The sequence below is a fragment of the Advenella mimigardefordensis DPN7 genome (assembly GCF_000521505.1).
Taxonomy (GTDB): domain Bacteria; phylum Pseudomonadota; class Gammaproteobacteria; order Burkholderiales; family Burkholderiaceae_B; genus Advenella; species Advenella mimigardefordensis.
In genome coordinates this window covers 1688384-1700355 of record NZ_CP003915.1, presented here as the reverse complement: position 1 = coordinate 1700355, position 11972 = coordinate 1688384, and the positions used below count along the sequence as shown (strand labels likewise).

Annotated in this window: 13 protein-coding genes; 4 read left to right on the top strand and 9 right to left on the bottom strand. The window is 55.5% G+C overall.

Annotated elements, in window-relative coordinates; genetic code table 11:
• Window positions 1-13 precede the first annotated feature (13 nt).
• From MIM_RS07870 to MIM_RS07855, 4 genes are all read left to right on the top strand, one after another.
• Window positions 14-457 (top strand): Mth938-like domain-containing protein, encoded by a 444-nt coding sequence (locus MIM_RS07870; protein ID WP_025372214.1) that lies wholly within the window; start codon window positions 14-16, stop codon window positions 455-457.
• A 1-nt stretch (window position 458) separates the two neighbouring features.
• The gene (locus tag MIM_RS07865) at window positions 459-944 is read left to right on the top strand and encodes a peroxiredoxin (RefSeq protein WP_025372213.1); all 486 of its coding nucleotides are present in this window, start codon (window positions 459-461) and stop codon (window positions 942-944) included.
• Between the two features lie 77 nt (window positions 945-1021).
• Window positions 1022-2830, top strand: coding sequence for a PhoH family protein (locus MIM_RS07860; protein ID WP_025372212.1), 1809 nt, complete (start codon window positions 1022-1024; stop codon window positions 2828-2830).
• A gap of 370 nt (window positions 2831-3200) precedes the next feature.
• Window positions 3201-4235 (top strand): bile acid:sodium symporter family protein, encoded by a 1035-nt coding sequence (locus tag MIM_RS07855; protein WP_025372211.1) that lies wholly within the window; start codon window positions 3201-3203, stop codon window positions 4233-4235.
• Between the two features lie 178 nt (window positions 4236-4413).
• Here MIM_RS07855 and dnaB read toward each other — a convergent pair whose 3' ends face one another.
• The 9 genes from dnaB to xseB form a co-directional block, all read right to left on the bottom strand.
• On the bottom strand, window positions 4414-5796 hold the full coding sequence (gene dnaB / locus MIM_RS07850; RefSeq protein ID WP_025372210.1) for a replicative DNA helicase: 1383 nt from the start codon (window positions 5794-5796) through the stop codon (window positions 4414-4416).
• Between the two features lie 195 nt (window positions 5797-5991).
• Window positions 5992-6447: a 50S ribosomal protein L9 gene (gene rplI / locus MIM_RS07845; protein WP_025372209.1), complete on the bottom strand. Its 456-nt coding sequence runs from the start codon at window positions 6445-6447 to the stop codon at window positions 5992-5994.
• A 14-nt stretch (window positions 6448-6461) separates the two neighbouring features.
• A complete protein-coding gene (rpsR, locus tag MIM_RS07840; RefSeq protein ID WP_014751215.1) occupies window positions 6462-6737 on the bottom strand; it encodes a 30S ribosomal protein S18 in 276 nt (91 codons plus the stop codon).
• Window positions 6738-6806: 69 nt separating this feature from the next.
• Window positions 6807-7145, bottom strand: coding sequence for a primosomal replication protein N (gene priB, locus MIM_RS07835; protein WP_025372208.1), 339 nt, complete (start codon window positions 7143-7145; stop codon window positions 6807-6809).
• A 24-nt stretch (window positions 7146-7169) separates the two neighbouring features.
• A complete protein-coding gene (rpsF, locus tag MIM_RS07830; RefSeq protein ID WP_025372207.1) occupies window positions 7170-7550 on the bottom strand; it encodes a 30S ribosomal protein S6 in 381 nt (126 codons plus the stop codon).
• A gap of 448 nt (window positions 7551-7998) precedes the next feature.
• Window positions 7999-8796, bottom strand: coding sequence for a GTP cyclohydrolase FolE2 (gene folE2 / locus MIM_RS07825; RefSeq protein WP_025372206.1), 798 nt, complete (start codon window positions 8794-8796; stop codon window positions 7999-8001).
• 18 nt (window positions 8797-8814) lie between these two features.
• Window positions 8815-10680 (bottom strand): 1-deoxy-D-xylulose-5-phosphate synthase, encoded by a 1866-nt coding sequence (gene dxs, locus MIM_RS07820; RefSeq protein WP_042070086.1) that lies wholly within the window; start codon window positions 10678-10680, stop codon window positions 8815-8817.
• A gap of 78 nt (window positions 10681-10758) precedes the next feature.
• Window positions 10759-11673, bottom strand: a complete 915-nt coding sequence (locus tag MIM_RS07815) for a polyprenyl synthetase family protein (protein ID WP_025372204.1) — start codon at window positions 11671-11673, stop codon at window positions 10759-10761.
• Window positions 11670-11924, bottom strand: coding sequence for an exodeoxyribonuclease VII small subunit (gene xseB, locus MIM_RS07810; protein WP_025372203.1), 255 nt, complete (start codon window positions 11922-11924; stop codon window positions 11670-11672). Before xseB ends, MIM_RS07815 begins: the two co-directional genes overlap by 4 nt.
• Window positions 11925-11972: the final 48 nt, after the last annotated feature.

Genomic DNA, 11972 nt, shown 5'->3' with positions numbered 1-11972 from the left:
ACAAGGAGTCTTTGTGGAACTGAAAAGAGAACAGCCAACCGCACTAAACACGGTCACCCGCTACGGGGACCACTTCATCGAAGTCAATGAAGTTCAATATACTCATGCCATTGCGTTTCGCCCTGAAGGTACCGTCCGCCCATGGAACGTGACCGCCGTCAGCGACATTACAACAGAGCAGCTGATTCTGGCCGCGGACATTCAGAAGGTTGAAGGCAGCGCCATCGACTTTCTTGACGATGGCCCCGTCACCAGATTTACCAACACACCTGAAATCCTGCTCGTGGGCACCGGCACGCGGCAGCATTTTCTACCTGCGGCTGTGACCGCGCCCCTGCTGGCTGCCCGTGTAGGCATCGAATCCATGGACTCAAAAGCGGCGGCACGCACCTATAATGTGTTGATGGCAGAAGGCCGCAATGTTGCAGTCGCGCTCATGCTCAGTGAAGGAGAATAAAATGACCAGCCCCCCCACCGTCGGCAAAAAGGTACCGGCTTTTAAGGCAGAGAGCCAGCTTGGCCCGGTTTCCCTGACCGCCCTTAAAGGCAAAAACGTCGTACTGTATTTTTATCCCAAGGACAACACCCCCGGATGCACCACAGAAACCCAGGGGTTCCGGGACGCACTGAGCGACTTCGAAAGCGAAAACACCGTCATTCTGGGCGTCTCGCGCGATTCGCTTAAAAGCCACGAAAACTTTGCCACCAAGCAGAACGTGACCTTTGCCCTGTTGTCCGACGCCGACGAAGCCTTGTGCACACAATTTGACGTCATCAAGATGAAAAACATGTACGGCAAACAGGTACGCGGGATTGAACGCAGCACTTTTCTGATCGATGAAGCGGGCAAACTCGTGCAGGAATGGCGCAAAGTGAAAGTGCCAGGCCATGTCGATGCCGTGCTGGATGCCGTGCGTAACCTGAATGCCGCAAAACAGGATTAGCCCCGTCCGGGCCCTGCGAGGTACCCTTTTCCATGGCGCAACCGCCCATGGAACAACAGCCATGTGAGAAACTATCTATGCCACTTCCAAAGCTGCCTGCCAAACCTGCCGACATCCTGGATATGACGGGAATGCCGGTTCCAAAAGCATCCCGGGAAGACGCTGCATCCGCAGCGCCCCGTGGACGCAAGCGTCAGAAGCAGGATCAACCCGGCACGGTGGCAAGTGCCGAAGCAGCCAATGCAACCGATTACACCCAGCAGGAGGCCGTTGACGCGGCACCGGCAGAGCTCGCGGTTGCAGCCGAAGTCACCGCACCGGCTCCCGGTCAGGAAACAGCCAAAATCGCAGCGAAGGCGCGCGAGCAGGCTGAACCCAAAGCCCGTCGCTCCCCCGCAAGCAAGGCGGATGCGGGCAGCAGCGCAGCACCTGCCGGTGGCAAATCAGGCAGCACCCGTGCCGCACCGGTACGCGCAGCGAACACCGCCGGCACCAATGGCGTGTCCAAGCTCTTCGTTCTGGACACCAATGTGCTACTGCACGATCCCACCTCCATCTTCCGCTTCGAAGAGCATGATATTTTCCTGCCCATGATGACGCTCGAAGAACTGGACCATCACAAGAAGGGCATGACCGAAGTGGCGCGCAACGCACGCCAGGTCAGCCGCTCGCTGGACGCACTGGTTGCCGAAACGGAAGATATTCTCAAAGGCATGCCGCTGGACTCACTGGGCAACAAGGATGCCACCGGTCGCCTGCTGTTTCAGACACAGAATATGGATGGCCGGCTGCCGGTAGACCTGCCCAATGGCAAGGCCGACAATATGATTCTGGGTGTGGTGCAAACCCTGCATCGCGAACAGCCGCAGCGTCAGATCGTGCTCGTCTCCAAAGACATCAATATGCGCCTGAAGGCACGGGCACTGGGTCTGGAGGCAGAAGACTATCTGAACGATCATTCGCTGGAAGATTCCGATCTGCTGTATGACGGCGCCATGCTGCTGCCGGGTAATTTCTGGGCCAAGCATGGCAAGGATGTCGAATCCTGGATCCAGGGTGGCACCACGTTCTACAAGATCAAGGGTCCTCTGTGTGCCGATTTCGTGGTCAATCAGTTCGTTTATCTTGAAGGCGACTCGCCACTGTACGCCCAGGTTCGTGAAGTCAATGGCAAAACGGCCGTCCTGGCCACGCTGCGCGACTATACCCACAAGAAAAACAACGTCTGGGGTGTCACCGCTCGCAACCGCGAACAGAACTTCGCGCTCAACCTGTTGATGAATCCGGACATTGACTTTGTCTCTCTGCTGGGCCAGGCCGGTACCGGCAAAACCCTGCTGGCCCTGGCCTGCGGGCTCACCCAGGTGCTGGAAACCAAGCGCTACACCGAAATTATCATGACCCGGGTCACCGTACCGGTGGGTGAAGACATCGGTTTTCTGCCGGGTACGGAAGAGGAAAAAATGCAACCCTGGATGGGCGCACTCGAAGACAATCTGGAGTTCCTCAATACCGGCACCAAGAACGACGGTTCAGCCGGCGAATGGGATCGCAGTGCCAGTAAGGAAGTGGTCAAATCGCATATCAAGGTCAAGTCGCTCAACTTCATGCGTGGCCGTACCTTCCTGAACAAATATCTGATTATTGATGAAGCGCAGAACCTGACGCCCAAGCAGATGAAAACATTGATCACCCGGGCGGGCCCAGGCACCAAGATCATCTGCCTTGGCAATATCGCGCAAATTGATACGCCGTACCTGACCGAAGGCAGCTCGGGTCTGACTTATGTTGTAGACCGCTTCAAGGGCTGGCCGCATTCAGGGCATATCACACTGCAAAAAGGCGAACGTTCACGGCTTGCCGACTATGCCGGAGATGCGCTGTAGCGCTAACGATTAAGCGCAGTGAAAGGCAAAGGCCGATGACACCCGCAGTATTAGCGGGGCATCGGCCTTTTTTATTTTTATTGACTAAGAATATATCACCAGAGGTTCAAGGTGATTTTACCCGATGTCCATAACTGTTGTTCCGCAGCGGCTCAACATACCTGCCCGGGACACAGCCCACCGGCTCACAAGCCTCTAAAACCGGGGGTTATGGGCTCATTGTCAGGTGCCGGGACGTATATTTGCACCGCGATCAATCAACCCGATAAGCGTGTACTTGCGCCCGCCGCGCACCAGGCCCCCACTGCATTGGCCACAGGATTGAGTACAATAGCCGCAACCATTCAATCCTTAACCGTAGAACCGTGCAATGTCCCAGTCCCTGCTTCGTTTCCTGAAAATCGACCGCTTTACCCTGTTGTTGATCATCGCCGTTATTATTGCGTCTGTGTTACCCGCTCATGGCCAGGGTATGCCTGTCGCCGAGCTGGTCACCAATCTGGCCATTGCACTGCTGTTTTTCCTGCATGGCTCACGTCTGTCGCGCCAGGCGATTATCGCCGGCGCAACGCACTGGCGGCTGCATCTGGTCATTTTCTCCTGCACCTTCATTTTGTTCCCATTGCTGGGCGTTCTTCTGCGCCCGGTCCTGGAACCCATGCTCACGCCTGATCTGTACAAAGGCGTACTCTATCTGTGCGTACTACCCGCCACCGTGCAGTCAGCCATCGCCTTTACCTCCATCGCCCGCGGTAACATCCCCGCAGCCGTATGCAGCGCGTCCTCGTCCAGCATTCTGGGCATCTTCATCACCCCCATGCTGGTCAATTTACTGATTGCCGACAGCAACGCATCTGCAGATCCGAACCAGGCACTGGAAGCCATTGGCAAGATCACCCTGCAACTGCTGGTGCCCTTTGCGCTGGGACACCTCAGCCGCCCATGGACCTCAGGCTTTATCGGCCGGCACGCTTCGCTCATGAAGTTTGTGGATCAGGGCTCTATCCTGCTGGTGGTCTATGTGGCCTTTTCCGAGGCTGTTAATGAAGGCCTCTGGCATAAAACCCCCATTGAGGCCCTCGTGGCTGTGGTGTTCGTGAGTGTCCTGCTGCTGGGCCTTGTGCTGCTTCTGACGTCACTGACCGGGCGCCTGCTGGGCTTCTCGCTTGAAGACCGCATCACACTTGTGTTCTGCGGATCGAAGAAAAGCCTGGCAAGTGGCCTGCCGATGGCGCAGGTACTGTTTGCAGGCCAGGCGGTGGGGGCGATTATCCTGCCCCTGATGATTTTCCATCAAATCCAGCTGATGGTATGCGCCGTGATTGCCGCCCGGCTGGGCAAGCGCCCGCAAGAGATTCCTGTTGACCAGGATGAAGAAGAGACATTGCTCAAAAAACCGACCTAAGCAAGCCTGTAAAAACATGCCTGCGAAAGCAGGTCTGTAAAAGCATACCCGTAAAAGCAAGCATGTAAAATAAAGCGCCCGCAAGGCGAAATACACCGTGTCATGCGCTTATAGCGCATGGCACACGCGCAGAAGGGGCAGCGCCGGCACGATGCCGGCCCTGCCCCTTCTGCCGTTTCTATTCTGCGATAAAGCTGTCGCCCGGGCCGGCGTAGTTCATGAACTTGGTATATTCACCCGCAAAGGTCAGCCGGACCGTACCAATCGGGCCTGCACGCTGCTTGCCGATAATCACTTCGGCTGAGCCTTTGTCCTGGCTATCGGGGTGATACACCTCATCACGGTAAATGAACAGAATCAGGTCGGCATCCTGCTCGATCGCGCCCGATTCGCGCAGGTCACTCATGATCGGCCGCTTGTTGGTACGCTGCTCCAGGCCCCGATTCAACTGCGACAGCGCAATCACGGGGCATTCCATTTCCTTGGCCAGGGTTTTAAGCGAACGGCTGATTTCAGAGATTTCGGCCGTTCGGTTATCGTTTTTGGACAGGGCATTGCCCGACATCAGCTGCAAATAGTCGACCACAATCAGGCCCAGTTTGCCGCACTTGCGCTTTAACCGGCGAGCACGTGAGCGCAGCACCAGCGGGCTGAGTGCCGGACTCTCGTCAATATAGATCTGGGCTTCCTGCAGCAATTGCATGGCGTGTGTCAGCTTGGGCCAATCCTCATCCAGCAGCCTGCCGGTGCGCATACGCTGCTGATCCAGCTTGCCGATGGAACCAATCATCCGGCCTGCCAGCTGGGTGGCCTCCATCTCCATCGAAAAAACCGCTACGGGCAAACCTTCGTCGATGGCGACGTGCTCGGCAATATTCATGGAAAACGAGGTTTTACCCATGGCCGGCCGACCCGCTACGATTACCAGCTGGCCCGGATGTAAACCCGTGGTTTTGCGATCCAGATCCACAAAGCCGGTAGGAATCCCGGAAACATCACCGTGATCGCCCTCGCCCAGCTCCTCGATCCGCTTAAGTACATCGACCAGCAGATCACCTACTTCCTTGAACTCACTGCCTGCAGACGATCCTTCGGAAACCTGCAAGATCCGCGATTCTGCTTCGTCCAGCAGCTGACGTGCTTCTTTTCCCTTGGGATTGAGCGCCTCGGATGCAATTTCGTCGGCAAAGGTGACCAGTTTGCGCAGGATCGCCCGCTCGCGAACAATTTCCGCATAGCGAATAATATTCGCCGCTGACGGCGTGTTGCGGGTGAGCGCATCCAGATAAGCCAGACCGCCAACCTCGTCCGACTTGCTCTCGAGCACCAGCGATTCGTGCACCGTAATGACGTCAGCCGGACGATCCAGATTGATCAGTTTGCAAATATGCTGGAACAATAAACGGTGATCATGACGATAGAAATCGTCCTCGTTGAGCAGACCGCTGATATTCTCCAGTTGTGCATTGTCGATGAGCAATCCGCCAAGCACGGATTGTTCCGCCTCAACCGAATGAGGTGGCAGACGCAGGGAATCCAGTTGAGGATCAGGAGCATTCATGGCAGGGTAAACCGGGAAAGGGGTAACGTGATGATCTGCTGCCGTAGAGAGCGGCATCAAAACAGGATCAGAACCACGCAGGCAAAAATGTCATTATACGCAGTTAGCCGCCCTGGCGTGAGGTGGGTCTGCAAAAACAAAGAGCCGGATGAACCGGCTCTCTGGTGTACTGCTATAGCGATAAAAGCAAATGGATTACGCCATTTCGCCTACCACATTGACTGTGATGTCAGACACCACGTCAGCGTGCAGATAAACCTGTACAGGGTACTCGCCAACCGCTTTGAGTGCGCCGTCTGTCAGGCGAACCTGGCTTTTTTCGACGCCTTCAAAACCGGCAGCCAACAGGCCAGCTGCGATGTCCATATTGGTGACAGAACCGAACAGACGGCCGTCAACACCAGCCTTTTGGCTGACTTGCAATGTGTAACCATTGAGCTTTTCAGCCTGAGCCTGAGCAGCCGCCAGTTTTTCAGCCTGGATTTTCTCCAGTTCGGCGCGACGGGCTTCGAATTCAGCAATCGCAGCCTGTGTAGCACGACGGGCTTTTTTCTGTGGAATCAGAAAGTTGCGGGCAAAGCCGTCTTTCACACGAACCACTTCACCCAGGTTGCCGACATTGACAATTTTCTCGAGAAGAATAACTTGCATGATGGTTTTCCTGATTAGTTGTGGTTATCTGTGTACGGCAACAGAGCCAGAAAGCGTGCGCGCTTGATGGCGGTGTCCAGTTGGCGCTGGTAGTGCGCTTTGGTGCCGGTCAGACGTGCAGGAATGATTTTGCCTGTTTCTGTGATGAAATCACGCAGGGTATCGATATCTTTGTAATCGATTTCTTCTACGCCGGCTGCCGTGAAGCGGCAGAATTTGCGGCGTTTGAACAATGGATTTTGCTGAGGAAACTTACTGCGTTTATCCTTGCCTTTTTTCATGAAAGCCATGATATTGCCTTTTATGTGTGCGAGGGTCTGGCCCTCTGAATTTCAATAATGAGCGTACCGCTCGTTCCGTTATGCCAGGATGCCTGGTGATGGCGATAGGTCCGTTGTGTTTGTTCCGCCGGGAAATTGGGCCTGCTGGATATGCAACACCAGCCTGCTTGAATTTTTCCTTGTTGGTGCCAGAAACCCGCGTACGCGCATTTCGGCTCCCAGTGGCAGTGAGGCCAGTTTCTGTCCCCATTGGCCAATGGCCTTGGCAGCAATCGTCAGCTGGACGAGTCGCGGCAGACCGGCTTCAATCACTTCGGACTCATGCGTCAGGATCAGATCCAGCACCGGCAATCCTGCCGGCGTGTGCCTGAGAGCGCCCATTTCAAGTATGCGGGCCTGCAGGCTGAGCTGGTTCATATTGATACCTGGCGCAATGCGCCATTAACCTGCGTTTTCCTGTTCAGATGTCTGCTCGGTGGTTGCCTTGCGGGCTTCTTCACGCTCTACAGATTTCATCATTACTGACGCGCCGGTATGAGGCTTGCTGGCCTTGATAACCAGGTGGCGCAATACGGCGTCGTTGTAGCGGAACGCGTGCTCAAGCTCATCCAGTGCAGCTTGTGAGCATTCGATATTCATGCAGACATAGTGAGCTTTGACCAGTTTCTGGATAGGGTAAGCCAGTTGGCGGCGACCCCAATCTTCAAGACGGTGGACAGTACCGCCGTCTGCGGTTACCGTTGCCTGGTAACGTTCGATCATTGCAGGCACCTGCTCGCTCTGATCGGGGTGAACAATAAACACTACTTCGTAGTGACGCATAGATAACTCCTTGTGGAATGTCCGCAATCAGATATTTGCATTACCGGCCAACTGTACGGGACAGACGGAGCAAGGCAGAACATCACATTGCGGGGGGCAGCCCGCCGGCACCACTGGTTGTGTGCAGCATGCTGGCGGCAGCATCATTGTTTTATTTTAATAAGCAAATAAAATAGTCAATGATCACGTAAAAAATCACGTCAAAATCACGTAAAAATTACGTAATACGACCGCACAACATGCCCTCAACCCCGTGCCGGAGCGAGCAAGAAACCGTAGACTATAACACGAAAAAATCAAAAAAGCCACCAACGGCGGCCTTTTTATAGGGCAAGATGCTGATTTACCACTGTTTTTTCAAATGGCCTATACCAAGTTGCGCATACCCTGGCCTGCCAGGCGGCAGCATCCTGTCGCAAGCACCCCTTCATAGGGGATGCCTGCCCGGCTAGCCTTCTACCACAGCATAGGCACTGTGGTTATGAATAGACTCGAAGTTCTCAGCTTCGACCCGGTAACGGACCACACCAGGCAGTTTCTGGAATACGGCCGCCACGTCGCGCACCAGATCTTCGACAAACTTCGGATTGTCATAGGAGCGTTCTGTCACGTATTTCTCGTCGGTCCGCTTGAGCAGCCCCCACAATTCGCACGAACCCTGAGCTTCGATACGCCGGATCAGATCATCCAGCTCATAGTGCTGCTCGGCGACCACGCTCACCGTCACATGGGAGCGCTGATTATGCGCGCCATATTCGGAAATCGCCTTGGAGCATGGACACAGGCTCATGACCGGCACCAGCATTGTCTGCTCTACCACAGCCTGCTGCCCCTCGGCCCGGGCTACCCAGGTCACCTGATAATCCATCAGGCTTTCCACCCCGGAGACCGGCGCTTTCTTATTGATGAAATAAGGGAAGGTAGCGGTAATATCGCCTTTTTCTGCGTGCAGCAGCGGCAGCATTTCGAGCGCCATGGCACGAAAACTTTCGGCCGTCATGGGTCGGTTGCGCCAGGTATTGAGTAGCGCCATGAAGCGGGACATATGTGTACCCTTTTCATGCGCCGGCAGCATCACCGTAAATGTCCATTCGGCAATGGTGGCCTGCACCGACCCGTCAGCCAGTTGCAGCAGCATTGGCTGTTTTACCTGCCGGATACCCACACGCTGTATGGTGATATGACGCTCATCCAGCGTACTTTGCACATCAGGCATCAGCACCGATGGTTCAATTTGAGAATTCATTTATTCGCTCTATATTTATTAGTTTGCCGGCGGCTGCCCGAAACGCCGGGCGATCGCCTGCTCTATTCCTGCCGCATCCAGTCCGACACCAGCCAGCAGGCCGGCCTGGTCACCGTGATCAATAAAGACATCAGGCAACCCCAGTTGCAACAGGTCGCAGCACAGGCCATTGGCATGCATCAGCTCGGCCACTGCACTGCCTGCGCCACCCATAATGGCGCCTTCTTCCACGGTAACCAGTTGCTGGTGAGACTGCATTAACTCCAGTAACAAGGCCTCATCCAGTGGTTTAACGAACCGCATATCCACCAGCGTTGCATTGAGTTTTTCCGCGACGGGCGCAGCCGCATGCAATAACGTCCCAAAAGCCAATATCGCCAGCTTTTCACCCTTGCGTCGCACTACGGCTTTACCCAGCTCTACAACATCCAGCTCCGGCGCTACCTGTGCGCCAATGCCACTACCACGCGGATACCTGACTGAAGCCGGCCCCGCATGCTGGTAGCAAGTAGACAGCAGCAGGCGGGTCTCGTTCTCGTCTGAAGGCGTGGCAATAACCATATTGGGGATGCATCGCAAAAATGCAATATCGTAATTGCCTGCGTGCGTCGCTCCGTCTGCACCGACCAGGCCAGCACGATCCAGCGCAAAGGTCACATCCAGGTTCTGCAGGGCCACATCATGAATGAATTGATCGTAGCCGCGCTGCAGAAACGTCGAATAGATGGCCAGCACAGGCTTGAGCCCTTCACAGGCCACACCAGCCGCAAAAGTGACTGAATGCTGCTCGGCAATGCCGACATCAAAATATCGTTGCGGAAAACGCTTTTCAAACTCAACCAGCCCGCTACCTTCACGCATGGCAGGTGTAATTCCAATGAGACGCGAGTCCTGCTGCGCCATATCGCAAAGCCAGGAGCCAAACACCTGGGTAAACGTTTGTTTACCCGGCCCCGATGGCTTCTGAATACCCAGCTCAGGATCAAACTTGCCGGGCCCGTGATACAGAATCGGATCGGCCTCAGCCAGCTTATAGCCCTGACCTTTTTTGGTTATAACATGCAGGAACTGCAAGCCGCCCAATTCCCTTAAGTTCTGAAGGGTCGGAACCAGGGAGTCCATATCGTGGCCATCGATAGGGCCGACATAATTGAAACCCAGTTCTTCAAACAGCGTTGCCGGACTGATCATGCCCTTGGCATGCCCCTTGACACGCCGGGCGATATCCAGCACGGGCGCAGGCATGTGCTCCAGCACAGCACGCCCGACATTCTTGGCATCCCGATAAAAGCCGCCGGACAACAGCCGCGCCAGATAACGATTCAGGGCGCCAACCGGTGGTGAAATAGACATATCATTGTCATTCAGGATCACCAGCACATTGACGCCGGGCGTCACCCCGGCATTATTCAGTGCTTCAAACGCCATACCGGCAGTCATGGAACCGTCGCCGATCACGGCAATATGCTGGCGATCGATATTCAGATTCCGGGAGGCAACCGCCATGCCCAGCACGGCCGATATCGAGGTTGACGAATGCGCCGTGCCAAACGCATCGTATTCCGACTCGCTACGACGCGGAAAGCCCGAAATGCCACCCTGCTGGCGCAACCCCGGCATATCGCCGCGCCTGCCGGTCAGAATTTTGTGCGGGTAGGATTGGTGCCCCACATCCCAGACAAGGCGATCATGCGGTGTATTAAACACATGATGAAGCGCCAGCGTCAGCTCGACGGTACCCAAATTGGATGATAAATGGCCACCCGTGCGCGATACGGAATCCAGAATAAATGCCCGCAGCTCTGTTGCCGCCATCTTCAATTGATGCTGGCTGAGCTTTCGCACATCGGCAGGTGAATCAAGTGTCTCTAGTAACTTTGTCATGAAATCGTCTTGGATGCCCGGCGCGGCAGATCTGCAATCGCCAGGCAAAATGAATCACGGATTGACCCCACAGAACCGTCAGGATTTTCGATGAATAATCAGGTCTGCCACTTCCCGCAGCCGGCAAGCCGGTTCGCCCAGCGGCTTGATGGCGTCCAGGGCAGCCTCATGCAGTTGCTGCGCAAATTCTCTGGACTGCTCCAGCCCCATCACCGACACATACGTGGGCTTGTTGTCCGCTGCATCTTTACCCGGCGTTTTACCCAGCGCCTGCTGATCGGCCGTCACATCCAGAATATCGTCCACTACCTGGAACGCCAGGCCGATGGCTGAACCATAATTTTCCAGCGCCATACGGATATCCGAATTGGCCGCCGTCACAATCGCCCCCAGCTGTACGCTGGCTTCGATCAGCGCCCCGGTTTTAAGCCTGTGCATAAACTGCAACTGCTCGGGGTCAAGCTGCGTGTTGACACTGGCCAGATCAATGGCCTGCCCGCCTACCATACCCTGGCTACCCGCAGCCTGCGCCAGCACATTGACCGCCTGCACCACCAGCGCAGGCGCAACCGACATTTGCGCCAATTGTGCAAACGCCAGAGGCTGCAGCGCGTCGCCGGCCAGCATGGCTGTGGCTTCATCAAACTGCACATGCACTGTAGGCTTGCCACGTCGCAGGACGTCATCATCCATGCAAGGCAAATCGTCGTGGATCAGCGAATAGGCGTGAATCAGTTCAACAGCGACGGCCGCGCGCGACAGCGTATGCTCCAGCGCAGAAGGCAACACAATTTGCTGCGCACTGGCGTGACCGGCCGCATACACCAGCGCTGCACGCAGGCGCTTGCCTGCACCAAGCGCCGCATACCGCATCGCCTGATGCAGCATTGCCGGGATTTCGTCTGCGGGCGGCAGGGCTCTATCCAGCGCCCCCTCTATCTTTTCAATACAGGCCGGCAACCAGTCCTGAAACGGTACAACCATGGCATTCATGATTCGGACGACCCGGTCTCACCCAGAGGCACCAGCATATTATTACGCAACACACTGATCTGCTGCTCTGCTGTATCCAGCTTGTCCTGGCACACACGCGCCAGCCGCACACCCCGCTCGTAGGCAGCAATAGAAGCCTCCAGCGACATGCTGTTATCTTCCATTTGCGTTACGATCGATTCGAGCTCGCCCAGCGCCGCTTCGAACTGATCAGGCAATGCCACAGTGTCGGTTTTTGCATTCTCTGTCAAAACCAATCTCCAATGCTTTCAGTTGTGCAATGTGCTCATTGTACGAAA

Coding starts and splice junctions, on each gene's coding strand:
- MIM_RS07865 (WP_025372213.1), top strand. CDS start 459: ATGACCAGCCCCCCCACCGTCGGCAAAAAGGTACCGGCTTTTAAGGCA.
- MIM_RS07860 (WP_025372212.1), top strand. CDS start 1,022: ATGCCACTTCCAAAGCTGCCTGCCAAACCTGCCGACATCCTGGATATG.
- MIM_RS07855 (WP_025372211.1), top strand. CDS start 3,201: ATGTCCCAGTCCCTGCTTCGTTTCCTGAAAATCGACCGCTTTACCCTG.
- dnaB (WP_025372210.1), bottom strand. CDS start 5,796: ATGAATGCTCCTGATCCTCAACTGGATTCCCTGCGTCTGCCACCTCAT.
- rplI (WP_025372209.1), bottom strand. CDS start 6,447: ATGCAAGTTATTCTTCTCGAGAAAATTGTCAATGTCGGCAACCTGGGT.
- rpsR (WP_014751215.1), bottom strand. CDS start 6,737: ATGGCTTTCATGAAAAAAGGCAAGGATAAACGCAGTAAGTTTCCTCAG.
- priB (WP_025372208.1), bottom strand. CDS start 7,145: ATGAACCAGCTCAGCCTGCAGGCCCGCATACTTGAAATGGGCGCTCTC.
- rpsF (WP_025372207.1), bottom strand. CDS start 7,550: ATGCGTCACTACGAAGTAGTGTTTATTGTTCACCCCGATCAGAGCGAG.
- folE2 (WP_025372206.1), bottom strand. CDS start 8,796: ATGAATTCTCAAATTGAACCATCGGTGCTGATGCCTGATGTGCAAAGT.
- dxs (WP_042070086.1), bottom strand. CDS start 10,680: ATGACAAAGTTACTAGAGACACTTGATTCACCTGCCGATGTGCGAAAG.
- MIM_RS07815 (WP_025372204.1), bottom strand. CDS start 11,673: ATGAATGCCATGGTTGTACCGTTTCAGGACTGGTTGCCGGCCTGTATT.